This window comes from Bacillus sp. DNRA2 (assembly GCF_012843265.1).
In the GTDB taxonomy this organism is placed as follows: Bacteria; Bacillota; Bacilli; order Bacillales; family Cytobacillaceae; genus Bacillus_BU.
Window position 1 is genome coordinate 82,925 of the sequence record NZ_JABAIT010000002.1, and the last position, 25,865, is coordinate 108,789.

The window sequence follows — 25,865 nt, forward strand, 5'->3', positions numbered from 1 at the left end:
GGTGTATAATTATCCAAGGACAATACATATGTTAGGAGAATGAAAAATGGACGAACTAGTATTAAAATTTCAAGGGATTCCAACAACTGCCATTTCTGATGCGTTAGATGGCTTATTTAACTTGGATCCTTCCATCAAGCCTTTAAAGGAAGAATACTCTTTTGCCGGACGTGCATTAACGGTTAAAACCGCGGTTGGTGACAATCTTGCCGTTCAAAAAGCAATTCGTGAAGCAAAAGAAGGCGATATAATCGTTGTCGATGCCAAAGGTGACCAATACCGGGCAATGGCGGGTGACTTTGTTGTTGGTATGGCCCAAACAATGGGTGTTGCCGCTATGGTGATTGACGGGGTGATTCGTGACGTTGTCGCGATTAAAGGATTAAATTTCCCTGTTTTCGCAAAAGGAACGACTGTTGCAGCCAGCGGCAAAGCTGGAGTTGGCGAAATCAATGTGCCCATTTCTTGTGGCGGCCAAGCTGTAAACCCTGGCGATATTGTCGTGGGTGATGCAGATGGCGTTGTCGTGATTCCGCAGGCAATAGAACAAGAGGTATACGAGAAAGCTGTCCATAAAATCAAGAAAGACGAAGAGCGCGAGGCAAAGATTTCTGGCAATCGTGAAGCGATTATTGCTTTTATCGATAAAAATTTAGGGCAATAGGAAACGCTAGCTAGACACAAAACTTTGTTAAGGGTGACCGATTCATTGGTCACCCATTTATTGAGGTGAATAATTTTTTGAATTTCAACGCAAATAACATAAAAGTCATTCCGGTTATCGTTCCTGTTGATGGCGGTCTCAAGAGTCTTAATTTTTACATTGTGAACCATGGCCAATCACTTTCATTAATTGATGCAGGGCTAAATAATGATGCTTGCTGGGACGCTTTGAATTCGACTTTGCTCAAGCACGGTTGGAGCATGAATGATTTAACTGAGATTATTCTTACCCACCATCATTACGATCACATTGGCATAGTCAATCGCATTGTTGCGAACCACCCAATCCCAGTATACGCCTCGCCCCTCTCACTTCCACGTTTACAACGAAAGCAAGATTTTCTAGAAATGCGGATAGAGTTTTATGCTAGGCTTTATGAGGAAATGGGCTGTGGTGATGTTGGCAGACAGCGTGTGGAGTTCTTGCAAAAGGCAATCGAAACAAATAAAGATCAAGCGATTAACGCTGAGATTCGTAAAATCACTGGGAAGCAATTATTCCATTTTGATGTGCTTGAATACCCTGGACACGCACCTGACCAGCTCGGTTTTTATGACCGACAAGTTAAAGCGCTATTCGCAGGTGATTTGCTCATTCAGCATATTTCCAGTAATGCGCTCGTTGAACCCGATTACTTCGGGACCAGATTACCCACTTTAAGTCAGCATGTCCAATCGCTTAAGCAATGCCGTTCTTTGGAGTTAGAACTTGTGTATTCCGGACATGGCGAATTAATTCGTCAGCCTTACGAACTGATTGAGAAACGTTTGGCCGGCATTTCGGAAAAATCGGAACGGTTTCTTAGCTTAATCCAGTCTGGAATCTTAACCGCAAATGAACTCGCTCAAACATATTATAAAAAAAGATATATCCAGCTGTTTTCACTTGTCATGTCAGAAATCATTGGACATTTAGACTATTTAGAGGTAAATGGTAAAGTTGAAAAAGAATGGGTACATGGAGTTTGGCATTATTTTGCAAAAAATACGAAATAAAAGGAAATCTCCCATCGTTGTGGTGATTTCCTTTTTTCATTATGTATAAATTAAATCATGATTTTACTGTTTTAACTAAATGTTTCAAATACGCATACACGAGTTTGTATGCCTCTTTAATGGTGAGCTCGTCCTTAAAGCCCTCCACGTGATTCAAGCCAAAATTCAAATCCCAAAGACCATCGTCACCATTAAACATGAGACTAAATTGTGCCTCGTCGCCTTGAAGTGTGCTGTGCAAATAGTCCTTTATCGCTGCTTGGTACTTTTTTTGCAATCTTAATCCTAGTAACATTTCATATGTACCAAATACATCATCGACCTCAAATGAGAGTCCATCCACACCAAGTTCTGTAAATGCTGCGGATTCTAAGTACATAAATTCGTTTTTGTGTTGTTGAAAATAGGCAATTGGCTGATTTAAGAACCCATTATCTTCTTCTGCCAATAATTCTTCTGTTTCTTTATCGAGGCGCTCAATATAAGCATCCTGAAATTCGGTCATTAATCGGTTACCCCCTTTAATGTTGTTTGAAATCCATTATGGTCACTCCTACAGTATAGCGCATTTTGACCTATTTTTCACAATTGACACAATCAATTAAGTTGGTATGATATACTGAATTTTGCTCAGTCGATAGCTATTTAATAGTTGAAAGAAGGTTTACGATGAAGATTGATAGCCCTAAAATTTCCCAAACGCTAACTGCGAAGAATTTTAATGAGATTTTTTATGAAGAAGATCCTATACTCGAAGATTGTATCATCACTGAATCTATTTTTGAAAATGAGACAGTCGGAAGGGTACGTCTATATAATGCAGTGATAAAGAATTCAAGGTTCAATGGTACGGATTTTAGTGATATTGATTTAACAGATGTATGTTTTGAAAACTGCGATTTATCGAATGCCGATTTAAGCAAATCATCGATTCATAGAGTTGAGTTTAATAATTGTAAATTAGTTGGAGTTAATTTTTCTGAAGCTCGCATGGGCAATGTTCAATTTAACCAATCTGTCTTAAATCTAGCGACATTTGGAGAATCCAAACTTGAAAAGGTAATTTTTAAAGATACTTCGCTAAAAAGCACCGACTTTTATAACTGTAAGTTAAAAAAAGTGGAATACCTGTTATGTAACCTTGATGGTGCTAGCTTTGATGGAACCCTACTAAAGGGAATTGATATTAGTTCATCTACGTTCGAGACCCTTACCGTTTCGATTGAAGGATTAACAGGCTGCACAGTCTCATCCTATCAAGCGATTCAATTTGCCTCACTAATGGGATTGATTGTAAAGGATTAATTGTAAAAAGAGTGCCAATTACAGTTCGGCACTCTTTTCTTTATCTTTCAAAAGTTTGCGTTTGAGAAGCTAAGTTACAATATATCAATCCAAATCTTCCCAGCCGTTGCGACGATTAACAGTGCTAAGACCACTTGCAACACTTTCGTATTTATCTTTTTACCTGCAATAGCTCCCAGAGGTGAGGCAATGATACTGGCGATGACCATAATGAACGCTGGAAAATAATCAACTTGACCAGTCGTTACCTTTCCAATCGTCGCCCCAATTGACGAGATAAACGTTATTGCTAGTGAAGAAGCAATTGTCATTCTCGTTGGAATCTTTAACACGACCAACATTATCGGCACTAACAAAAATGCTCCTGCCGCTCCTACAATACCTGCCCCAATCCCGACAATTAGCGAAAGCCCTGCTGCCAGCCCCTTATTAAATTTCACCTGGTCGAAAGGGATATCATCGATGCCTTTTTTTGGAATAAACATCATAACAGCTGCAATTAACGCCAATATTCCATAAATGATATTAATGCCACCTTCACTCATTAGCTTAGAGCCATAACCACCAATAAAGCTTCCGATTAAGATGCTACCACCCATATAAATGATTAACTGCTTATTTAAATAACCACCTTTACGGTACGCCCAAACACCAGAAATCGTTGCAAAAAATACTTGAACGGCACTTATTCCTGATACTTCATGGGCTGTAAAGGCTGCATAGCCCATTAATGGTGGAATGTAAAGCAGCATTGGATATTTAATAATCGAACCGCCAATTCCTAACATTCCAGAAATGTATGAGCCGAAAAATCCAATTAAAAAAATAGTGATAATAAATCCATAATCCACGATTTAAGCCCCCTATTATGCGAAGGGAACCAAGACTAGTTCCCTCGTTAAAGTTTTCAAACAGATATTAATGAGTATGGTGCACCGCACAACGGTTTGGCCCAATTTCTAATTCTTGCTGCTCTTCCGCTGTCGCTGCTTTTACTCCTCTGTTGATTGCGACAATATCTTCATAATTAGGAGGTGTGTCAGTAGCCGCCGATGCAGCTACATGATCAACGAACTCTTCGACTGTTTTCCCAGCCATCATTTCATTGATTTTGCGAATATTTCCTAATGTATCACCGATATAGCCTTGCTCGTTAATTTCTCCATGAAAATCAGCATAGTGGCCTGGCAGCACAATGACGTCATCAGCAATTTGAGATACCTTTTGATAAATGGAGTCATATAAATCAACTGCCCATTCACGTGCTTTACCACCTAAATCTGGTCGTCCTAGGCCCGATACAAAAATCGTATCTCCAGAGAACAATAATTTGTCATTCACAAAGAATGAAACACTTCCAGGTGTGTGTCCTGGTGTTTTCACAGCCAATACCTCTAATTTAACATTGGCAAATTCGATTTTTTCGTACTGTTCAAGATGTTCAAACTCAAAAACAGCTCCTTCAGACTTCATTAAGTAATATTTTGCACCGATTTTTTCAGCCAGTTCACGTCCGCCGGTAATATGGTCTGCGTGTAAATGTGAATCAACAATATGAGTAATTTTCACTCCTTGAGCTATGGCAAAATCAGTGTACGCATTAACAAATCGTGACGGATCAACCACCAATGCTTCTTCACCTGAAGTCACGATATACGACAAACAGCCTTTACCGACACGAATGAACTGGTGGACTGTAATATCTTCATCTTCATACACCTTAGTAGGATATAAATACTCACTCCATGTTTTCATGCCGCCTTGTAAATAGGAAACCTCAAGGCCCTTATCAGTTAGCATCTCAGCAATCATCATCGAAGATCCTTCTTTAGCACAAACGACAATGATTGGTTTATCAGTTGGAATCTGCTCTAAGATTGGCTCAACGCCATCAATCAAATCGAAATATGGAACATTTAAATACTCAATATTCTCTCCTTCGATTTTCCAATCCTTAAAATCCTCTTGATTTCGAACATCCAGCATAAAGACTGGTTGTTTATTTACAATCAACTGATTAATTTCCTTAGCAGAAATGGCTTTCATCGACAATTCCTCCTTATACCCATTAGGGTATTATTTTTTATAAAAAAAATTACGTATTGTTCTATCGATTAAAATGTTAACGTTACATTAGCATCCTTCGCATACTCAAGGAAGGTTACCGCTCCGCCTACTTCAATTCCGTCAACAAGATCAGCAAGATCTAATCCCATTACATCAATCGTCATTTGGCAACCAATAAAGTTAACGCCGAGTTCTTTGGCAATTTCAATTAATTCCGGAATCGCTGGGACATTTTCCTTTTTAAAACCTTCAGCATAATGCTCTTTTCCTTCTGGGATTGGCAGTTGCTGGTTTGCCTGTTGATGGATTAGATTAAGCCCCTCAAATGTAAAGAAAATCGAGACATCTTGGTCCATAGAGGCTGCCGCAGTGGCTATATTGAAAACCTTATATGCATCGAATAATCCGCCGTTACTCGCAATAATCGCTACTTTTCCACTCATCTTATTTCCCCCTCGATTCTGTTAAGTTGTTCACACCGATTGTTTTACCTGTCCACTCACTCATCCCTGGGACGACATTGTATACGTTAGAAAAGCCATTTTCTGTTAAGAGCTGTGCTGCAAAATCGCTTCTATTCCCGGTACGGCAAACAACATAAATGACATCTTCTTTATTTAATTCCGTTAAACGTTCTTGTAATTCTCCCAATGGTATAGAAACGGAATTTGGGATATGGTCAAAAGCATATTCTGCTGCTTCCCTCACATCAAGTACAACATTGTTGTTATCTGCCGCTAGCTTCTCAGCAAGCTCTTCGTTACGGACAACATTAGGATGTTTTTTCTCAACGTTGTCGTCATTTGAAGCCTTTCGAATGTAATGGACAATGACACCGTCTTCCTCTATTAAGCCTAAATATTGATGCCCAGCATTTTTTGACCAGGCCTTTAAATCTGCTTTCGAGCCTTTATCTGTAGCTTGAATTTCAATCACTTGCCCTTCGGTTAATCCGTCCATTGCTTTCTTCGTTCTCACAACGGGCATTGGACAAGCAAGTCCTTTTGCATCTAATACTAAATCCGTTTTGATTGGTTCCATAAAATCCTCCAAACTTTTACCCCGCAGGGTATATTTTTAACTAAAATTTTTTATTCAACTGCACCTGTCCAAGCTAGCATTCCGCCTCTCATATTGCTAACTTGATAACCTTGATCTTTAAGAAACTGAGTAGCACGACCACTTCGAGCTCCAGAGCGACATACGACAATGTACTCTTTCGCTGGATTAAGTTCGTTTAATCTGTCGGCAATGAAACCTAAAGGAATGTTTACAGCACCCGGAATTTTCCCTGTTTCAACTTCAGCTATTTCACGAACATCTATAAGATTTAATTGCTTTCCTTCTTTTAATAATTCTTCAACTTCTTTAGGTAAAATTTCTCTCATGATAATCCTCCTCGTTTATTTCTTTTATATACCCCTATGGGTATATTACGATGAATAATACATATTGTCAACATGTTAATCTGAAAATTTCCCAACAAAATCTTAATTGCATTTTAATACTAAGAAAACCTGCCATCGTAGCAGGTTTTCTTATATTACTTATCATTGTTTTTAACTTGAAACAGCAACTTTAAAGCTTGCTTCAGTGTTCTCGATTACTTCTTCAACGGTCACTCCTGGTTGTGTTTCAACAAGTAACATACCCTCTGGAGTAAAATCGAACACAGCTAGGTCGGTAATTAAGCGATGAACGACAGCCTTACCTGTTAATGGAAGTGTACATGCCTTTTTCACCTTTGATTCACCATGCTTGTTAACATGTTCCATGATGACAACGACCCGCTTAGCACCATTGACTAAGTCCATTGCACCGCCCATACCCTTCACCATTTTCCCAGGAATCATCCAGTTAGCTAAATCGCCAGATTCAGAGACTTCCATACCACCTAGAATAGCAAGGTCGATATGACCTCCGCGAATCATCGCAAAAGATTCAGCACTGTCAAAATAAGAAGCGCTAGGTACTGCAGTAACTGTTTCTTTTCCGGCATTAATTAAATCTGGATCTTCATCACCGGCAATTGGGTAAGGTCCAATGCCTAGTAAGCCATTCTCTGATTGTAGTAACACATTATAATCACTAGGAATTTCGTTCGCAATTAGAGTTGGAATCCCAATTCCTAAGTTTACATTCATTCCATCTTGTATTTCCTTCACGGCACGTTTGACGATGATTTGGCGTGTATCTTTCATAAACTACTCCCTCGTCTCTTTTGTTATTTTTCACAAAAAATTAAGCTTGAATGACTGTGCGACGTTCAATGCGTTTTTCATAGTTAGTGCCTAGTAGCACACGTTGAACGTAAATACCAGGTGTGTGGATTTCATCTGGATCTAATTCGCCGATGCCAACGATTTCCTCAACCTCAACAATCGTGATTTTCCCAGCAGTTGCTGCCATTGGGTTGAAGTTACGGGCAGTTTTGCGGAAAACAAGGTTTCCAAGTGGATCTGCCTTCCATGCTTTTACTAATGCAAAATCGCCCACGATTCCTTCTTCAAGCAAGTAAGTACGACCGTTAAATTCCTTATGTTCTTTGCCTTCTGCTATTGGTGTACCAACACCAGTTGCTGTATAGAAGCCTGGGATTCCAGCACCGCCGGCACGAATCCGCTCAGCAAGCGTGCCTTGTGGTACTAGTTCCACCTCAAGCTCACCGCTTAAGAATTGAGTCTCAAAGATTTTGTTTTCGCCTACATATGATGAGATCATTTTTTTGATTTGTTTGTTGGCAAGAAGGAGGCCTAAGCCCCAGTCATCGACACCGCAGTTGTTGCTGACGACGGTTAAATCTTTTGTACCTTGGTCACGTAATGCGAGAATGGCTTTTTCGGGAATTCCGCATAGTCCGAAACCGCCAACGATGATGGTATCACCATCTTTAATATCCTTAACGGCTTCAGCAAATGAATCGACTACTTTACTTTTTGTCATTTTCCTTACCTCCTCTTAAATACTTGTCTGTTGAAACTGGGAGGTTGATTTCCGTTCCAGGCACTTCGCTTTCCGCGGGCGGTAGCGGGGAGCCTCCTCGGCGCTATGCGCCTGCGGGGTCTCCCCTGCCCCGTACTCCCGCAGGAGTCTTCGTGCCTTCCACTCCAATCAACCTCCGAAATAAAACGGACCAAGCATTTAAAACATTTATTGTTAATATTAAACCGGATATACCGGGTGTTTGCGATCGGTGAATTGAACGTATTTGGATGAATAGGCTTCGTAACGCTTCGTTAATTCATCGCGAAGTGAAGTAACTGGGATGATACCGTCAATTACCATTTCTGATGCTAGTCGGTAAATATCAATGTCTTTCGTGTATTCTTCACGTTTTTCAGCAATGAATGTTGCACGCTCTTCTTCAGGTAATGCTGCAATTTTATTGGCATAAACAGCGTTTACAGCTGCTTCAGGTCCCATAACGGCAATGGAAGCAGATGGTAAGGCTAAGCATGCATCTGGTTCAAAGGCTGGGCCGGCCATAGCGTACAGACCTGCACCGTATGCTTTACGAACGATGACTGAAATTTTTGGCACAGTTGCTTCAGACATAGCCGAAATCATTTTCGCACCATGACGGATAATACCAGCGCGCTCAACAGCTGTTCCAATCATGAAGCCTGGTACGTCAACTAAGAACAAGAGCGGAATATGGAACGCATCACATAAGTTAATAAACTTCGCTGCCTTATCAGCTGTATCGTGGAAAAGCACACCACCTTTAACTCGTGGTTGGTTCGCAATAATTCCTACCGCTTTCCCATCAATGCGCGCAAGACCCGTAATTAATTCGCCTGCAAATAGCTTCTTAATTTCGAAGAATGAACCTTCATCAATGATTCCGTTAATAAGATCTAACATGTTGAAAGCTGCATTTTGATTGGCTGGAATGATTTCTTCCAACGGTTTCTTCAATTGCTTTGGCGCTACCGCTTCTTGTACAGGCGGTTTTTCTGAGTAGTTAGCTGGGAAGTAAGAAAGATATTTTCGCGCTAAAGAAATCGCTTCTTCTTCATTTTTGGCCAATACATCACCACAGCCTGATACTGAACAGTGCATGCGGGCGCCACCCATTTGTTCTAATGTTACTTGTTCACCGATAACCATTTCAGCCATCCGCGGTGAGCCAAGATACATGGAAGCATTTTTATCAACCATGATCACGATGTCACAGAAAGCTGGTATGTATGCACCACCCGCTGCTGAAGGTCCGAATAAAAGACATACTTGTGGAACACGACCAGAAAATTTAACTTGATTGTAGAAAATCCGTCCAGCACCGCGGCGCCCTGGGAACATTTCAATTTGGTCAGTGATACGAGCACCTGCTGAATCGACTAAGTATAGTAATGGAACTCGTAGTTTTTCTGCTGTTTCCTGAATGCGGATAATTTTTTCAACTGTCCGTGATCCCCATGAACCAGCTTTAATCGTTGAGTCATTAGCCATTACGCACACAAGTTGGCCGTTGATTTTCCCCATACCAGTGTAAACACCATCAGCCGGAAGGTCTCCAGCGAGGCAGTTCGCAAATAGCGCATCCTCAAGCTCAAAGCCAGGGTCAAATAAAAGCTTTAAGCGATCGCGGACGAATAACTTGCCTTGCTCAGTGTTTTTTTCGTGGTATTTTGGCGCACCGCCCTTTTTAATTTGGTCTACTTTTTGTTCAAGCGCTTTCTGAAGGGACTGAACATCAACTGTCATTTCTATCTCTCCTTCTTTCATTAAATTTCTATTTATCTTCAAACGAGCTTCGGGCCCGGGATATGCCTTTGAACGAGCCCTCGCTCAGCTTATTCTCCAATATAAACAGGTGGTCGCTTTTCTTTGAATGCTTGCAGACCTTCGAGGCGATCTTTTGTTGGGATTGTAATTTCGTATGCATTTTGCTCGATTGCAAGCCCTGTGTTAAGGTCTACATCATAGCCCTTGTCAATCGCAAATTTTGCTTGCGCTACAGCGATTGGTCCATTTTTCACGATTTGCTCAGCCACTTCCATTGCTTTTTCAAGCAAGCTGTTTGCCGGTGTCACATATTCAACTAAGCCGATTTCCCGTGCTTCCCAGGCATCAATTCTTCTTGCTGTGAAAATAAGTTCTTTGGCACGACCTTTACCAACTAATCGTGGTAAACGCTGTGTGCCGCCAGCACCTGGAATAATTCCGAGCGCTGTTTCCGTTAAGCCCATTTTCGCTGTTTCGGAGGCGATGCGAATATCACAGGCTAAGGCAAGCTCCGTTCCGCCGCCAAAAGCAACCCCATTAACAGCTGCAATAACAGGCTGTGGTAATCCCTCAATCGCATTGATATTTCCGCGAATTAAGGCGACGGTTTTTTTGACTTCGACTGGTTCCATTCCGGCGCGTTCCTTCAAGTCGGCTCCAGCACAGAAAGCTTTCTCACCGTCTCCGGTAATGATCACACAGCGGACATTTTTATCGAATTTTATGTCATTGATTGTTTCTTGAAGTATTTTTAACATTTGTACAGATAAGGCATTTGCCGCTTCTGCGCGGTTTAGCGTGATGATGGCCACACCATTATCTGTTTTCGTAACCAATACAGGGTTTCCCATCGATCCTTCCCTCCCTAAAAATCAATCCTACTTTACGGCTGAGCATGCAACCTGCAGGCTTTTACTAGGTAATGGCTTCCCGATTTTCTCTTGTATATATCTTGAAGCGTTTAGGAGCTTTTCCTGGTTAATTCCGGTTTGAACTCCCATTTGCTCAAGCATATAAATGAGATCATCTGTCGCCACGTTCCCGCTTGCTCCCGGTGCGTATGGACATCCACCCAAACCGCCGATTGAAGCATCAAGGGTCGTGATCCCCATATCTAAGGACACCAATATATTCGCTAAGGCTGTTCCACGAGTATCGTGGAAATGCATCGCTAACTTATCAATCGGGAATCGTTTTAATAAAATATCTAATACCTCAGCAACCTGCTTGGGATTGGCAACCCCAATCGTGTCACCGAGTGAGAGCTCGTCAATTCCCATCTCGAACAAGTTTTCAGAAACGCGAATGACTTGCTCAACATCTACTTTTCCTTCATAAGGGCAACCGAATACAGTAGAAACATAGCCTCTAGTTTGCTTTCCTGCTGAAATCGAATCCTGGACGATTGCTTTTAAAATGGGAAAGGTTTGCTCAATGGACTTATTAATATTTTTTAGATTATGAGTTTCACTTGCCGACATAAATACAGCGATTTCATCTATGTTAGCGGCAAAAGCTCGCTCCAAACCTTGTTGGTTTGGAACAAGTGCCGAATAGATCACACCTGGTGCCCGCTTGATGCCTGTTGCAACAGCCACAGCATCCGATAGCGCTGGAATCCATTTTGGATTCACAAATGAGGTGATTTCAATATGCTTTAAACCTGTATCAGACAGTTGGTTGATCCAAGCGATTTTATCTTCCGTTGAAATAAATACTTTTTCGTTTTGCAATCCATCTCTTGGTCCTACTTCTTTTATCGTGACATTTTGGGGGAACTTCATCGGTCGTCCACCTTCTTTCAAAAAAGTTCGCTGTGTCGATTACTCCTCGATTTCGACGATTACATCGCCTTCATTAACGAAGTCACCTTCGTTAATCTTTACTTCTTTAACCGTTCCATCGCACTCAGCAGCGATTGGAATTTCCATTTTCATAGATTCAAGAATCACTACATCTTGACCCTCTTCAACTTGGTCGCCCGGCTTAACTAATACCTTCCACACGTTTCCTGCCATGCTTGCATATACTTCATTCATCCTGATTTCCTCCTATTTCACGCTTTTTGCGGATTTTTTGTTCGGTTGTAAGTGCTTTTCTACAAAGTTTGTTTGGGTATCACCTGCACGAAACGCTTCATGCGCCACAACCTCTTTAAGCATTGGAATGTTTGTTTTAATTCCTTCAACCTCGTATCCTTTTAATGCTTCGAGCATGTTTTCAATTGCTTCATCACGCGTTGAGCCTTTCACGATTAGCTTTGCAATCATTGGATCATAAAACGGAGTGACCGCTGATTGATCGTGAACTGCCAGTTCATGGCGAACTCCCGCACCTTGTGGCAACACTAATTTCGTAATTTTTCCTGGTGATGGGAAGAACGTTTTTGGATCTTCAGCATATATTCTTACTTCAATGGCATGTCCATAGCGTTTAATATCCTCTTGAGAGAAGCGTAGTGGTTCTCCATGAGCAATGAGTAATTGTTGTTCGACTAAATCCAAACCTGTGATTTCTTCTGTTACAGGATGTTCTACTTGTAAGCGGGTGTTCATTTCTAAAAAGTAGAAATTTTGTTGTTCATCTACTAAGAATTCGATTGTACCGGCATTTTTGTAACCGATCGCTTTGGCTGCAGTAACGGCTGCCTGTCCCATTTTTTGGCGCGTCTCTTCAGTAATGAAGGAAGATGGTGCTTCTTCGACTACTTTTTGATGACGTCGCTGCACGGAACATTCACGTTCCCAAAGGTAAACGGTACTTCCTAATGCGTCTGCTAAGATTTGAATTTCGATGTGGCGTGGATTTTCAACGTATTTTTCAACATACATCGCCCCATCTCCGAAAAAATCGGTCGCACGTTTGCGATTTCCTTCGAAGGCTTTACGAATTTCATCGTCGCTTTTAACAACCTGCATTCCGATTCCACCGCCACCGGCTGAAGCCTTCAGCATTACCGGATAGCCAAAAGTGTTAGCAACTTGAACGGCTTCCTCAGCATCAGCTAATGGATAAGTAATCCCAGGGACGACAGGAACACCTGCGTCCTCCATTACTTTGCGGGATTCAATTTTTGAGCCCATTTGCGAAATGACTTCAGGAGAAGGACCGATGAAAACTAGTCCTTCTGCCTCACAACGCCGTGCAAACTCGGCATTTTCTGATAATAATCCATAACCTGGGTGGATCGCTTCTGCACCTGAAAGCTTGGCAACCTCTAAAATTTTATTAACATTTAAATAGCTTTCGGCAACTCGGGAACCGCCGATGAAATACGACTCATCCGCCAATTTCACATGTGGTGCCTCTTGATCTGCTTCTGAATATACGCCAACAGTAGAAATCCCTAACGCTTTACATGTACGCATCACCCGTGCTGCAATTTCACCGCGGTTAGCGATTAGAACTTTTTTGAACATTGATTTTTCACCCATTTCTTAATTATTTAAGTAGGTTCAACGCTTTTTCAGCATTTTCGCGAAGCTTAAACTTCTGAATTTTTCCAGATGCTGTCATTGGGAATGAGACACAAAACTCAATATATCTTGGGATCTTAAAACGAGAAATTTTTCCTTTGCAATATTCCTTAATTTCATCAACTGTTGCTGTTTCGTTTTCCTTTAATTGCACCCAAGCCATTACTTCTTCGCCAAATTTCGGATCAGGCACACCAACGACCTGAACATCAAGAACTTTTGGATGAGTGTATAAAAATTCTTCGATTTCACGCGGATAAATGTTTTCACCGCCACGGATTATCATATCTTTTAGACGACCGGTAATTTTGCAGTAACCGTTTTCATCCATTTCTGCTAAATCTCCAGTATGCAACCAACCTTCTTCATCAATGGCCGATGCTGTAGCACCAAGATTTTTATAATAACCCTTCATTACGTGATATCCTCTTGTGCAAAGCTCACCTGATTCTCCAACCGGAACTTCTTCATTAGTTGTCGGGTCGACAATTTTCACTTCAACATCTGGCATGGCTCTTCCAACTGAACCAACCCGTAAATGAAGCGGATCATTCGTTCTAGTCATCGTAATACCTGGTGAAGATTCTGTTTGACCGTAAGTAATCGTGATTTCACTTGCTCCCATTGTTTCTGTTACGGCCTTCATGACTTCCTCTGGGCAAGTGGACCCGGCCATGATTCCGGTGCGAAGAGAAGATAAGTCAAATTTTGCAAAATCAGGATGGTTTAGTTCAGCAATAAACATCGTTGGAACTCCATGTAATGCAGTACATCTTTCTTTTTCTACAGCTTGTAAAACTTCTAATGGATTAAATTCTTGAACAGGCACCATTGTTGCGCCTACTGTTACACATGTTAGCGTTCCAAGCACGCAGCCAAAGCAGTGAAAGAACGGAACTGGAATACACATGCGATCTTTATATGTTAAATTCTGACATGCTGCAACATTCACTGCGTTATTCACTAGGTTACTATGGGTGAGCATAACCCCTTTTGGAAATCCGGTTGTTCCAGATGTATATTGCATATTAATGACATCATCAGGTTCAAGTGAAGCCATTCTCGCATCTAGTAATTCCTCTGAAACCTCATCTGCCATCTCCAATAAATCAGACCAGTTATACATGCCTGGATAAGAGTTTTCACCTAACACGATGACATTTTTCAAGTATGGTAGCTTCGCAGAATTTAACTGACCTGGTACTGATGTTTTCAGCTCTGGGATAATGCTATATAGGGTATCGATGTATGACGTTCCGCGATATTCTTCCATTAATACAAGCGTAGTAGAATCAGATTGCTTTAATAGATACTCAAGCTCTGCTGATTGATAGCTTGTATTAACCGTTACAAGAACAGCTCCCATCTTACCGGTTGCAAATTGAGTCGTTACCCATTCTGGATAATTTGTAGCCCAAATCGCCATATGATCGCCTTTGTCTAATCCAAGCTTCATATATCCCTTTGCCACTTTCCGGCAAAGCTCATCGAATTGCTTATATGTGTAGCGAAGATTGCGATCAGGATAGACTAACGCTTCGTGGTCTGGTCTTTCCTTTGCAACATTTTCAAGCAATTTACCAACCGAAATTTTTAAAATCTCACCCATTATGAAGTTCCACCTCTTATTTAAAATTTTTTATTTTGATTGAAAAAATTTAAAGTTTTCGCAACCATCAGGATGCTTACGATATAAGAGATTTCTAACAGCCAATTTGTTTTGCAATGACTATGCGTTGAACTTCAGATGTACCTTCACCAATTTCTAATAGTTTTGCATCACGGAAGAAGCGTTCTACTTGGTATTCCTTCATGTAGCCGTATCCACCATGGATTTGGACAGCTTGGTCACAAACCTTCATACAAATTTCAGAAGCAAATAATTTTGCATAAGCTGCTTCTTTTTTGAAGTTCTTTCCTTGGTCCTTCAACCATGCTGCTTTGTAAACTGCAGTTCTAGCAAGATCGATATACATCGCCATATCTGCTAATTTGAATTGGATTGCTTGGAAGTTAGATAGGCTTTTACCGAATTGCTTTCTTTCTTTTGCATATTGAAGCGCTTTCTCATAAGCTCCTTGAGCAAGACCGACAGCCATTGCGCCGATACCGATACGTCCACCATCAAGAGTAGCTAGGAATTGTTTGTAGCCATTTCCTTCTACGCCTAAAAGGTTTTCTTTTGGAATCCGAACATTTTCCAAAATTAATTCTGTTGTATTTGAAGAGTGAAGACCCATTTTTTCATAATTGCTGATGACAGTGAAACCAGGTGCATCTGTTGGCACGATGAATGCTGAGATTCCGTTAATTCCTTTTGAACGATCAGTAACCGCTGTTACAGCAAGATGTTTTGCATAGCTAGCATTTGTAATGAAGCATTTAGAACCGTTAAGAACCCACTCATCACCATCAAGAACAGCAGTCGTTTGTGTACCAGATGCATCAGATCCAGCATTTGGTTCAGTTAATCCAAACGCACCGAATGATTCGCCTGTACAAATTGGAGTTAAGTATTTTAGTTTCTGCTCATGTGTACCAAATAAGTTCAGTGGTGCTCCACCTAATGAAATATGTGCAGAATATGTAATCCCTGTTGATCCACATACACGGCTTAATTCTTCAACCACAATCGCAAAGCTTGTTGTATCAGCATCCCCACCGCCATATTGTTCTGAGAAAGGGAGACCCATGATACCTAGTTCAGATAATTTCGCAAAAATCTCTTTTGGGAATTCTTTTGTTCGGTCACGATCGTCGGCACCTGGTGCTACTTCTGCCTCTGCAAAATCACGGATAAGCTTACGGATCATTTCTTGTTCTTTTGTTAGTTCAAAGTTCATCTATAATACATCCCCTTTTTCTTAATATTCTGACTTTTTTCGACACAATTTCACATATTCTAGCAAAATAACAATAATTCTTTAATTTAGCGATAAAGGATTTTGTCAAAACACCTCAGAAATCCTTATATATCAACTCCTTTCATTATTTTCAAAACTTTCTTATAATTATAACAATTAGAAAATAGAATACTATGTTTAATCCTCTGAATATATTCTTCAGAATTTTGTGTAATTTACACAAATATGTATTTTAGTAATTTTTTGTAAAAAAATACCACAACAGAGAAGGATGATAGAATTTGCAAGATACGCTCACACATCGGCAGTTGAAGTCTTTAATCCATGTTTCCAACGTCATTAACTCATCTTTTGATATCGATATCATTATTGATTCTATTATGATAGAAACAATTTCTGTTGTAGAAGCGGCAGGTGGAGGGTCTTTTTGGTTATATAATAAAGAAGAAAATTGCCTAGTCGCACAATCAGCCCAAGGAAATTTTTATCCACATATCTTCAGACAAATCCGACTGAAGCCTGGAGAATCCTTGACCGGGACAACCTTTGCAGCAGGAAAGGGTCTTCATTATCCAAACGAAGAGGTAATCAAAAAAGCGCTGACAACGTTAAGACCTCATAATCGTGGATTGTTAGATCAATCGATTGCCAACAACTTTCATTTTACATCCGTCATTTCCTCTCCTATCATCTTAAAGGGAGAATGTATTGGGGTCATCACACTGGACTCTTTTCAGGATTCGTTAACGTTTAAACAAGAAGATATCAAACTATTAGAGGCGATCGCCCATCAGGCTGCGATTGCCCTCGATAAATCAAGTCTGTACCACGAAAAGGAAAAAACGGTGCAGATGCTCACCAATTCTATTAATATTCATACAAGCTTGGCGAATCTTGTGTTAAACGGTGAAGGCTTACAATCAATTTTGAGCTACATTCAACAAACAATCGGTGAACCAACCTTTTTATTTGATGACCTCGGTGAATTGATTGCATCTGCTTACGACCATTCGCTTTCAACTGATACGATCAACTATATTAAGCTGCAGGCGATTCAATTTATTCTTTCGCTTGAAAATTCTCGTTCGGTAACCGAAATCGAGATTTACGGCGAATCGTATCAGCTTGTTGCCCTATCGCTAGGTTCAAAACCAAAGTCGTTAGGAATTTTGTTGATTTTATCCAAACAAAGAATGAGTCAACTCGACATTGCCGCCCTAGAGCATGCCTGTACTGTCATATCATTGGAGTTGGTGAAGGAACAGGCCATTTTTGATACGCAGCAAAGATTGCGCGGGGATTTTGTCAGTAAGCTTTTATCAGGTCAAATGGACGAAACACTCCTGCAACGAGCGAAAAATTTAAATCTGGATCCAAAGCGAAATTATGTCACCTTAATGATTAATTTTGGTGATTCGAATAAGCTGAAAATCAATCGTGAAAATATGATGCGCAACCTGCTCCATTATGCTAATCAAATCTTCCTTCAATACAATCCACAAGGAATGGCGGTTCCAATTGATCAGCAAATTGTTGTGTTGTTGTCTTTTGATAGCAAGATGTCAGCATCATCGATTAATTCGCAATTGAAAGCGTTAGCAAAATCGTATTTGAAGGAAATCCAAGTGAAGTATGATTTAGAGGGGTCAATTGGGATTGGACGAGTTAAATCCGGTTTGATTTATGGACACCAATCGTTTAAGGATGCGACGAAATGTATTAATTTTATTGAAAAATATCATTTTGATGATAACGTCCTATGCTATACTGACTTGGGCGTGCAAAGGTTCATTCTCCAAAATTCTGAGGAAGAATTGGTGGACTTTACCCACGAGGTGCTTGGTTCACTGATAGAATATGAAAAATCGCGCAAAGCTGAATTGCTGCAAACACTATTTGTCTATTTTGATCAAAATCAAAATATCAAAAAAACCGCTGATACACTTCATATTCACCCAAATACGCTAAATTATCGCTTAAAGCGGATCGAAGAGATTCTCTCCGTTGAATTAATAGATAATAAACAAATTTTCAATATCCATTTGGCTATTAACATCTATCAATACGTGAAGGATCGACCAAGCTTCCAATTGCAAAATAGCTAATAGAAAAACTCCAGGTCTGACGCTGACCTGGAGTTTCTAAATAATCTTGTGCTATAAACTATCGCCAAAATCGGCTCTAAATTTCGCTACTAGTTCCTGTTGCCAGTCAGAAGTCGTGGTTAATTTTCCAAAGAAGAATCGTAACACACTAGGCTCCTCAATAAACTTCAATCCGCCGATTAAGTGACGATTTTCATAAAGCCAAACAACACGGTCAACCGCATATTTCACTTGTGATAGCGTAAAAACTCGACGCGGCATCGCTAGTCGAACTAACTCCATTTGCGATAATGTTTCGTTGCCATTCTCGTCACGTTGCTCAGATAAGGTTCCGCGTTCCATTCCACGTACGCCACTAACAATGTATAACGCTGCAGCTAGTGCACCAGCAGGATACTCCGTTTGCGGAATATGGTCAACAAATTTTGATGCATTGAGATGACAGCCCAGACCACCTGCAGGTGTCACAACCGGAACTCCGTGTTTTAGCAATTCCTCTGTCATATAAGCAATAAATTGCGGTCCTTGATTGATCATATTTTCGTCCATCGTTTCTTCCAGACCAACCGTTAATGCTTCCATTTCACGTACGGACATTCCACCGTAGGTTAAGAATCCCTCATATAGCGTGATATATTCCCGCATTTTCATATAAAACTCTTGGTTGCTCGTGCAGATACCGCCACCACGGGCACTGCCTAATTTACGTGCAGAGAAATAAATAATATCAGAGAGGTCCGCAATATCACGGGTAATTTCACGGATACTCTTATCCTGATAGGCTTCCTCTCGTTCTTTTATAAAATAGAGATTGTCGGCTAATAAACTCGCATCTAGGACGAGCATGATCCCGTGCTCATCACAAACCTTGCGCACTTCCCGCATGTTTTCAACAGCGAAAGGCTGACCGCCAATTAGGTTGGTTCCTGCTTCCATGCGAATAAAGGCAATTTTATCAGCACCATTTGTTTCAATAAGATCTGTTAACTTGGCAATATTGATATTCCCTTTAAATGGGTTGGTGCTTTCAGTATTTAATGCTTCATCACCAAAGATTTCTTCAACTCGTCCACCATTAAGAACAATATGAGCCTTAGTGGTTGTAAAATGGTAGTTCATAGGCACGATTGAACCCTTTGTGACGAAGGCCTGAGAGATGATATTTTCACAGGCGCGTCCTTGGTGTGCTGGAAGGAAATAGTCTTTACCGAAAATTTCCTTTAATTTATTTTCAAGTTTAGTAAATGTAGCTGAACCCGCATAACTGTCATCTGCTTCAAGCATAGCTGCCTGCTGCTTATCGCTCATCGCATTTACACCGCTATCAGTAAGCATATCCATAAATACATCGACATTTTTTAAGAGAAACGTATTGTAGCCTGCTTCTTCCATCGCTTCGAGCCGACGCTCAATAGGTGGTAGATTTAATTTTTGCACAATACGAACCTTGTGCATTTCCAATGGAACATTTTCCCCAGAATAAAACTTAACTTTTGACATTACTTTCCATCTCCTCAAATGAATTGTATGTCGAATCAAGGATGTTAGGCTTACCTGATTACCATGTCGTTTGTGATCTAGTTGCTTTTTCACTATTATCAATTTTACCGCTACACCGCTTTAAAGCGTTTTCGCAAAAACCTTCGTCATTATTCTACATTATTTTGCAAATATTTTAAAGAGTCAATTAAAACACTTCAGCACAGTAAAGCGGTGGGGGACAGTCCCCCACCGCTTTACTGTGCTGAAGCTTGGCAGGCTAGGCGAAAACCTGCGTTAAGTTGATTTTCCAGTTTATTAACCTCTGTTTGATTTGGTTCACATAAATAGTTTTGGCCGCTAACAACGCGTAGCTTACATTTGCCACACGTGCCTTTTCGGCATTTATATTCTAGTGCAACACCTTGTTCAATTGCCGCATCAAGAATTTTTTGCCCTGAACCAATTTCAAACTTGAAGTAATTCTGTTTTTGTTCAATTTCCAGAATCCGTTTTATTTCTCGGAAAGCTTTCTTGGCAATAACAATAGAATGTACTTGCGTTTCTTTTAACGCTAAAGTCTCACTTGCCTCCGCCTTTAAACTCCCAATCGTTAATCTCTTCATCCTTACCCCTCTATTTTCCAATAAAATCGTTAACAAATTCGTCACGATGAATTCTATTGACCGATAATGATTATCATTGTAGAATAAACTTATATTCGAAATTGATAACCGTTCTCATTTAATTCATTTCATTAAAAATACTATCCTCTCATAGGAGGTCTCAACATGACTTATCAAATTAATGGTTTAAAGGATATCCATAAGCTGCTTGTAAATGAACGAAAAATTGGCGGTGTAATTGAAGTTGGCGCACTTCGTCTCCGCACAGGCGAAACATACCAAAATGCGGTCATTACCAACGTCGATTTACTTGGATTATCGATTTATTCCATCGGATTTGTTACTGCTGAAGGCCAAAATCTTATCATTAACATTTCAGAGTTAGGCTTGCTTCATGAACCAAAACATAAACGGATTTACGAGCTTAACAATGAAGCGTATAAGCAAACAAAAACTCTGGAAAAGTTGAAATATTTAAAGCGTTTATTTGAAGTAAACGAAGGAAGCCCGACGCCGATCTTCCGAGAAGAAGCAAAAATGATTATTGAAGATATTGGTCTACCTGCCGCTAATAAGGAAGTCGATACAAGTATGGTTTATCCTAAGGAAAAATTAGTTTCCATTGCCTAAGGTGGAAAAGTTCATGTCAACTCTTTAATTTGTGGGGGTACAATGAAGTTTGTACCCCCACATTTTTTTGTTGCGGACATTTAATCCGTTATTTTCACCAAAAGTGCTATTTTGCCAAACTAAACGGACAACAGGTTCGTTATTTGATAAAAAATTGGCATTCATCATGGATTTATAGTGAAATAGAGGCCTCCGTGTCCCCTTAAGCCAAAAAAAGGGTTATTTTATCAAAATAAGGTACTTAATGTCCGAAAGATATCAGGTTATTCATTAAAATCCTCTAATGTACAGATAGCGGTTGGGCGTTTGATTCTTGGGACGATTGCTTCGTATACGCGGAAATGATAGTTCATATTATCCAAATCTAGGAATACGGTGTCGAAGTCACTGGCAATAGCTAAATCAAGATTTTGCCTACCTGCATCGACGACGACACCAGTCCCGCTTTTAATCATCGGTGATTGGTATACCCCAGCAGTCATCAGCTCACGAATATGCTCAATCTCAAGCACATGTGTCCCTTGATGAACACGGTGTACGAGTGCATATAATTCCGGAGATAATACTAAAGCATATGGTCCCGTATGCCCCATCCTCAGCAATTTATTTCGTGCTTCAACAACATCACCGAAGGCATTACCTGATCCCATCCAATCGCTGCGAATGTGCGATAACTTCCCCTTCACATTCATGATTCCTTGAATATGAAAATCCTTCGATCCGTTAAAAATGATATCATCCTCAAGCAAAGCACATTGCTGAGCAGCATTGGCCGAAGCAGAAAAATCAATCGGACTTCTTAACGTCTTTGCTTGCTGAATATCACGCCAATACAGAACAAAATCCTTATAAAGCATCGGAATCGTCAAGTTCACGCGGCGCGACGGCACCGATAATTCAGAATCCTCACCATGAAAACTAATCGCTCCCGATTCAGGGTTTTCATAAATATCGTTTGTAACTGACTGTACCCCTTCGCCAAGTGGACCATAAATATCAATAAATCTTCTTCCAACCAGTTGCTTCTTTACACTTTCAAAAACCGTTTGTTCAAGTTCATGCCATTCCGCTTGCGTTAGCGGTGCTTCTGGAAAGACATTCGTTTTATCCATATCGTTCACTCCCTTGTTATTGTTTTAAACTGCCGACGGTTAAGCCTCTTTTCGTATACACTTGCGCTGCTTCTGTATTTTGTCCAGTGGCACTAGATGCTTGACCATGGTCATGGTCATGGTCGTGATCATGCTCTTCTCCGACATACGCGGCAATTTTTAATTGCTCACTTATACCTTCTTTTTCATCAGTCGGAACCGAAGTGTTAAATTGAATTCCGCCCTTAAACTCTTGGTTAAGGACATCCAAAATCACCTTCATCCGCTGGTAATCTTCATAAGTAAAATCTCGCAATTCCTGAATTCTTGGTTCGACTTCTGTGCCTTTAAATTGAAACAGCGACAGGTCTAAATGTTCAAGAAAATTATGTAATCCAAACTTCTCCAAACTGATATCTTGAAGCAGGTGCAAAAAATCACCATGCTTCTCGCCTAGATTAATTCCTTCATTAATGATTTCTTCAAGCTTTGGCATGAGTAGGTTTAAACGATCCGAGCGATGATCCTCCTCTTCATAAATGTGATGCCAGTAGAGTCTTTCATGATCGTCCGTCGCATGATCAATAATCGGCGTAATCATGCTCATGAATTCATTTAAAGCCTGTCTGGTCCGTGTGAATATTTCATCCATTTCGGAAAAAGTTGATTCCAAGACGATTTCCCCTCCACTAATAAAAATAGTTATTAGCAAATATAGCCAAGATTTATTGAAAATAAACCTTGGCTATCGTCTGTCTTATTCAATTATTCGTTATTGAAATATCCACACGGACTGACACCATTAACCATTGACCTTTGACTGATACTGAGATATAGCTGAACTTGAATGGCTTCTTTCAATGAGATAAACAATACTAAACGCAAATAGCATTAACATCGATACAAACCCAATCACACCACCCCAATGATGGTGCTGCCAAAAAAAGCCCCCCACCGAGCCGACAATACTTGAACCTATATAATAGGAAAAAAGATAAAGAGATGAGGCCTGAGCTTTATTTTTCAAAGCAAACTCCCCCATCCACGAGCTTGCTACAGAATGACTCGCAAAAAAGCCAAATGTAAAAATAGCAATTCCAACTACTTTCCCAACAAGTGAAGGTAGCATCGTCACGATTGCGCCTAAAATCATGATCGTAAGGCTCATTTTGATCACGACGCTTGATCCATACAAATCAGCTTTTTTGCCCATATAAACTGAGCTAAAAGTTCCGAATAAATATAAAATAAATATAAAACCAATCGCCGTTTGACTTAAATGATACGGCGGTTCTTTCAATAAAAAACCGATGTAATTAAACAAGGTCACAAAGCTGCCCATTAACAAAAACGGAAGCATGATCAATAGCAATAAAGGTTTATTTTTAACATGATCCACATACGCATGAAAGCCCGTTTTTTCAAGGTGTGGACGGTTCGCTTGTCGCCGTGGTGCTGGCAAACTGATGTAAAACAAAACACTTAAGCCAAGGGTAATGATTCCAATCGCAAGGATGGCAAATCGCCACGAAAAGGCATCGGTGAGCACGCCCGTTATGATGCGTCCGGCCATGCCCCCAATGCTTGTACCACTTATATAAAGCCCCATCATTTTACCAATGCCATTTGGGTTAAACTCTTCAGCAACATAAGCCATCGCAATCGACGGAACACCGGCAATAAATATCCCTAAGGACGCCCTAAGCAATAATAAAATGAAAAAATTTGGACTGTACGCAGTCAGTATGCTGAGAATGGACGTCGAAAACATCGAAAAAACCATGATGTTTTTCTTGCCTACTTTGTCAGAGAGTGATGCTGCTCCAAGCATTGCCACTGCCATAACACCTGTCGATAATGACAAGGTTAAACTGGCAAGCGGTGCCGAAACATGAAATTCCGCTGCGAACTCCGGCATTAACGGTTGAGTGGTATATAAAATCGCAAACGTAACAAATGCTCCGATAAACAGTGCACCACTTGCTCGTTTATATTCTGCTGATCCTGTTTCGATATAAGACATACCCTTCCTTCTTTCTTATCAGCAAAGTTGAATTAATTTTCAGAAAATGTTCTTTTTATTTTATCAAGATGAAGAAGATATCGTCTAGCTTTCGGTCTTTTTGGTCTTCCGAAAAATTAGAACTATATTTGTTCACAAAATTGGTTCATTTCTGTAGCAATTTTGTAATAACCACTACCGTCATTTAGTTTTCGTTAATTTTATAATGAAGAAGGTAAGAGATAAACTGTTAAACTACATGCCAATAGTGTTTGGTGTAATACAAAACTAGTAAGGTTTGGTGATAAAATATGAATGGACATCCACATGGAATGGGGCATCCACATAGTATGGGACATCCGGGCGGACACCCAGGTGGTCACCCAGGCGGACATCCTCATGGTGCCGCAGCTCAAATTGATTATAATGAAAATCCATTTATTGTTATTTGGGAAGTAACTAGAGCCTGTCAATTGAAATGTGTTCACTGCCGTGCTGACGCACAGCTTACTCCAGATCCACGTGAGTTAACACATGAGGAAGGCATTAATCTTATCGACCAAATCTATGATATGAATAATCCAATGCTTGTTTTTACAGGCGGAGATTGTATGATGCGCGAAGATTTATTCGAGTTAGCTGATTACGCTGTTAAAAAAGGCATGCGTGTCTCAATGGTACCTAGTGCCACTGCTAACGTAACAAAAGAAAAAATGATCAAAGCGCAAGAGGTTGGTCTATCTCGTTGGGGCTTCAGCTTAGACGGTCCTACACCTGAAATTCACGACCAATTCCGTGGAACTCCTGGTTCGTTTGATTTAACGGTTGAAAAAATCAAGGAGTTAGTTGAACTTGGAATGCCTTTACAAATCAATACGGTAATTTCTCGTTACAACTATGATCACCTTGAAGAAATGGCAAAATTAGTGGCTGACCTTGGTGCGATTATGTGGTACATTTTCTTGCTTGTTCCAACAGGTCGTGGACAAGAGGATGCTTGTATCACCCCTGCGGAGCACGAAAAGGTATTCCGCTGGTTATACGACTTAAGTAAAACCGCTCCTTTCGATATCAAAACTACCGCTTCTCAACATTACCGCCGCGTTGTGTTCCAACAAAAGGCGCGCGAGCATGTTGATGGCGTAGACAAGCATGATATCAATTATGAAGATACTCTAACAAAAGATATGGCTTCAAAAATTGACGGCTTAAAACGTGCACCAAAAGGGGTAAATGATGGGGTTGGTTTCATCTTCGTTTCCCATACTGGTGAAGTACTGCCTTCCGGACTCCTTCCAATTGTTGTTGGAAATGTTCGTGAAAAATCGCTAGCTGAAATTTACCGTGAATCCCCTGTGTTAAAAGAACTGCGCAACCCTAACCTATACAAAGGAAAATGTGGAGTTTGTGAATTCCGCTTCGTTTGTGGAGGATCACGTTCACGCGCATATGGTGTAACTGGAGATTATCTCGAAAGCGAACCATACTGTGTTTACATTCCTGAAGCCATGCGCAAGAAGGACAAAGAACCAATTAATTCTTAACATCTTACTCAGGCATCAAGATCATCACGATTTTGATGCCTGCTTTTATACTAAGTTTGTGAATTAATTAATTTGTCACATTTACTTGGTTTTACACCTTGTCAGAGTGATATTGGTATCGTAATATTTATACATACTTAATTGTGAATCACTTCACAAAAATATTTGTATTTATTCGTACTTATTTTTTTCATTTTGAATGTGAATACTTTCACATTAACGGACCATT

General features: G+C 40.3%; 26 protein-coding genes. 6 read left to right on the forward strand and 20 right to left on the reverse strand.

The features are described from left to right. The first annotated feature begins 46 nt into the window (after positions 1-46). Both HHO41_RS02870 and HHO41_RS02875 read left to right on the forward strand, forming a co-directional pair. Positions 47-664 (forward strand): RraA family protein, encoded by a 618-nt coding sequence (locus HHO41_RS02870; protein ID WP_169095335.1) that lies wholly within the window; start codon positions 47-49, stop codon positions 662-664. 77 nt (positions 665-741) lie between these two features. Further along, a complete protein-coding gene (locus HHO41_RS02875; RefSeq protein ID WP_169095336.1) occupies positions 742-1,719 on the forward strand; it encodes an MBL fold metallo-hydrolase in 978 nt (325 codons plus the stop codon). A 55-nt stretch (positions 1,720-1,774) separates the two neighbouring features. Here the strand turns inward: HHO41_RS02875 and HHO41_RS02880 are convergent, their stop codons facing one another. Beyond that, complete coding sequence (locus HHO41_RS02880; protein WP_169095337.1) at positions 1,775-2,224, reverse strand: branched-chain amino acid aminotransferase; 450 nt, start codon at positions 2,222-2,224, stop codon at positions 1,775-1,777. 164 nt (positions 2,225-2,388) lie between these two features. On the opposite strand from HHO41_RS02880, the gene HHO41_RS02885 reads away from it, so the two are divergent. Next, the gene (locus HHO41_RS02885) at positions 2,389-3,024 is read left to right on the forward strand and encodes a pentapeptide repeat-containing protein (protein ID WP_169095338.1); all 636 of its coding nucleotides are present in this window, start codon (positions 2,389-2,391) and stop codon (positions 3,022-3,024) included. Positions 3,025-3,098: 74 nt separating this feature from the next. On the opposite strand, the gene HHO41_RS02890 is transcribed toward HHO41_RS02885, so the two are convergent. The 14 genes from HHO41_RS02890 to HHO41_RS02955 form a co-directional block, all read right to left on the reverse strand. Further along, the gene (locus HHO41_RS02890; protein ID WP_169095339.1) at positions 3,099-3,875 is read right to left on the reverse strand and encodes a TSUP family transporter; all 777 of its coding nucleotides are present in this window, start codon (positions 3,873-3,875) and stop codon (positions 3,099-3,101) included. Between the two features lie 67 nt (positions 3,876-3,942). Next, complete coding sequence (locus tag HHO41_RS02895) at positions 3,943-5,070, reverse strand: MBL fold metallo-hydrolase (protein ID WP_481747082.1); 1,128 nt, start codon at positions 5,068-5,070, stop codon at positions 3,943-3,945. Positions 5,071-5,138: 68 nt separating this feature from the next. Then, positions 5,139-5,534, reverse strand: coding sequence for a DsrE/DsrF/DrsH-like family protein (locus tag HHO41_RS02900; RefSeq protein WP_169095341.1), 396 nt, complete (start codon positions 5,532-5,534; stop codon positions 5,139-5,141). A gap of 1 nt (position 5,535) precedes the next feature. After that, positions 5,536-6,132, reverse strand: a complete 597-nt coding sequence (locus HHO41_RS02905; RefSeq protein WP_169095342.1) for a sulfurtransferase TusA family protein — start codon at positions 6,130-6,132, stop codon at positions 5,536-5,538. A 50-nt stretch (positions 6,133-6,182) separates the two neighbouring features. Then, positions 6,183-6,479, reverse strand: a complete 297-nt coding sequence (locus HHO41_RS02910; protein ID WP_169095343.1) for a rhodanese-like domain-containing protein — start codon at positions 6,477-6,479, stop codon at positions 6,183-6,185. A 171-nt stretch (positions 6,480-6,650) separates the two neighbouring features. After that, positions 6,651-7,292, reverse strand: a complete 642-nt coding sequence (locus HHO41_RS02915; protein WP_169095344.1) for a 3-oxoacid CoA-transferase subunit B — start codon at positions 7,290-7,292, stop codon at positions 6,651-6,653. A 40-nt stretch (positions 7,293-7,332) separates the two neighbouring features. Beyond that, entirely contained in the window at positions 7,333-8,034 is a 702-nt protein-coding gene (locus tag HHO41_RS02920) for a CoA transferase subunit A (protein WP_169095345.1), read from the reverse strand. Between the two features lie 219 nt (positions 8,035-8,253). Next, entirely contained in the window at positions 8,254-9,798 is a 1,545-nt protein-coding gene (locus tag HHO41_RS02925) for an acyl-CoA carboxylase subunit beta (RefSeq protein ID WP_169095346.1), read from the reverse strand. A gap of 89 nt (positions 9,799-9,887) precedes the next feature. Further along, positions 9,888-10,670: an enoyl-CoA hydratase gene (locus HHO41_RS02930; protein ID WP_169095347.1), complete on the reverse strand. Its 783-nt coding sequence runs from the start codon at positions 10,668-10,670 to the stop codon at positions 9,888-9,890. A gap of 27 nt (positions 10,671-10,697) precedes the next feature. Next, a complete protein-coding gene (locus HHO41_RS02935) occupies positions 10,698-11,603 on the reverse strand; it encodes a hydroxymethylglutaryl-CoA lyase (RefSeq protein ID WP_169095348.1) in 906 nt (301 codons plus the stop codon). A 39-nt stretch (positions 11,604-11,642) separates the two neighbouring features. Further along, positions 11,643-11,858 (reverse strand): acetyl-CoA carboxylase biotin carboxyl carrier protein subunit, encoded by a 216-nt coding sequence (locus HHO41_RS02940; RefSeq protein WP_169095349.1) that lies wholly within the window; start codon positions 11,856-11,858, stop codon positions 11,643-11,645. Positions 11,859-11,870: 12 nt separating this feature from the next. Continuing rightward, positions 11,871-13,238, reverse strand: a complete 1,368-nt coding sequence (locus HHO41_RS02945) for an acetyl-CoA carboxylase biotin carboxylase subunit (RefSeq protein ID WP_169095350.1) — start codon at positions 13,236-13,238, stop codon at positions 11,871-11,873. A 22-nt stretch (positions 13,239-13,260) separates the two neighbouring features. After that, the gene (locus HHO41_RS02950; RefSeq protein WP_169095351.1) at positions 13,261-14,904 is read right to left on the reverse strand and encodes an AMP-binding protein; all 1,644 of its coding nucleotides are present in this window, start codon (positions 14,902-14,904) and stop codon (positions 13,261-13,263) included. Positions 14,905-14,998: 94 nt separating this feature from the next. Next, entirely contained in the window at positions 14,999-16,138 is a 1,140-nt protein-coding gene (locus tag HHO41_RS02955) for an acyl-CoA dehydrogenase (protein ID WP_169095352.1), read from the reverse strand. Between the two features lie 302 nt (positions 16,139-16,440). Here HHO41_RS02955 and HHO41_RS02960 point away from each other — a divergent pair, with 302 nt between their 5' ends. Next, positions 16,441-18,264 (forward strand): helix-turn-helix domain-containing protein, encoded by a 1,824-nt coding sequence (locus HHO41_RS02960; protein ID WP_169095353.1) that lies wholly within the window; start codon positions 16,441-16,443, stop codon positions 18,262-18,264. Between the two features lie 51 nt (positions 18,265-18,315). Here the strand turns inward: HHO41_RS02960 and HHO41_RS02965 are convergent, their stop codons facing one another. Together HHO41_RS02965 and HHO41_RS02970 are read right to left on the reverse strand one after the other, a co-directional pair. Further along, positions 18,316-19,764: a tryptophanase gene (locus tag HHO41_RS02965; protein WP_169095354.1), complete on the reverse strand. Its 1,449-nt coding sequence runs from the start codon at positions 19,762-19,764 to the stop codon at positions 18,316-18,318. Between the two features lie 236 nt (positions 19,765-20,000). Further along, entirely contained in the window at positions 20,001-20,369 is a 369-nt protein-coding gene (locus HHO41_RS02970) for a 2Fe-2S iron-sulfur cluster-binding protein (protein ID WP_169095355.1), read from the reverse strand. A gap of 165 nt (positions 20,370-20,534) precedes the next feature. On the opposite strand from HHO41_RS02970, the gene HHO41_RS02975 reads away from it, so the two are divergent. Beyond that, positions 20,535-20,999, forward strand: a complete 465-nt coding sequence (locus tag HHO41_RS02975; RefSeq protein WP_169095356.1) for a hypothetical protein — start codon at positions 20,535-20,537, stop codon at positions 20,997-20,999. A 263-nt stretch (positions 21,000-21,262) separates the two neighbouring features. Here the strand turns inward: HHO41_RS02975 and HHO41_RS02980 are convergent, their stop codons facing one another. The 3 genes from HHO41_RS02980 to HHO41_RS02990 all read right to left on the reverse strand — a co-directional run bounded on the left by HHO41_RS02980 (position 21,263) and on the right by HHO41_RS02990 (position 24,113). Further along, positions 21,263-22,111 carry a family 1 encapsulin nanocompartment shell protein gene (locus HHO41_RS02980; protein ID WP_169095357.1) on the reverse strand — a complete coding sequence of 283 codons (849 nt, stop codon included), beginning with the start codon at positions 22,109-22,111 and terminating at the stop codon, positions 21,263-21,265. A gap of 16 nt (positions 22,112-22,127) precedes the next feature. After that, on the reverse strand, positions 22,128-22,763 hold the full coding sequence (locus tag HHO41_RS02985) for an IMEF encapsulin system ferritin-like cargo protein (protein WP_169095358.1): 636 nt from the start codon (positions 22,761-22,763) through the stop codon (positions 22,128-22,130). A gap of 129 nt (positions 22,764-22,892) precedes the next feature. Continuing rightward, complete coding sequence (locus HHO41_RS02990) at positions 22,893-24,113, reverse strand: MFS transporter (RefSeq protein WP_169095359.1); 1,221 nt, start codon at positions 24,111-24,113, stop codon at positions 22,893-22,895. Positions 24,114-24,442: 329 nt separating this feature from the next. Here HHO41_RS02990 and HHO41_RS02995 point away from each other — a divergent pair, with 329 nt between their 5' ends. Beyond that, the gene (locus HHO41_RS02995) at positions 24,443-25,636 is read left to right on the forward strand and encodes a TIGR04053 family radical SAM/SPASM domain-containing protein (RefSeq protein WP_211171025.1); all 1,194 of its coding nucleotides are present in this window, start codon (positions 24,443-24,445) and stop codon (positions 25,634-25,636) included. Positions 25,637-25,865: the final 229 nt, after the last annotated feature.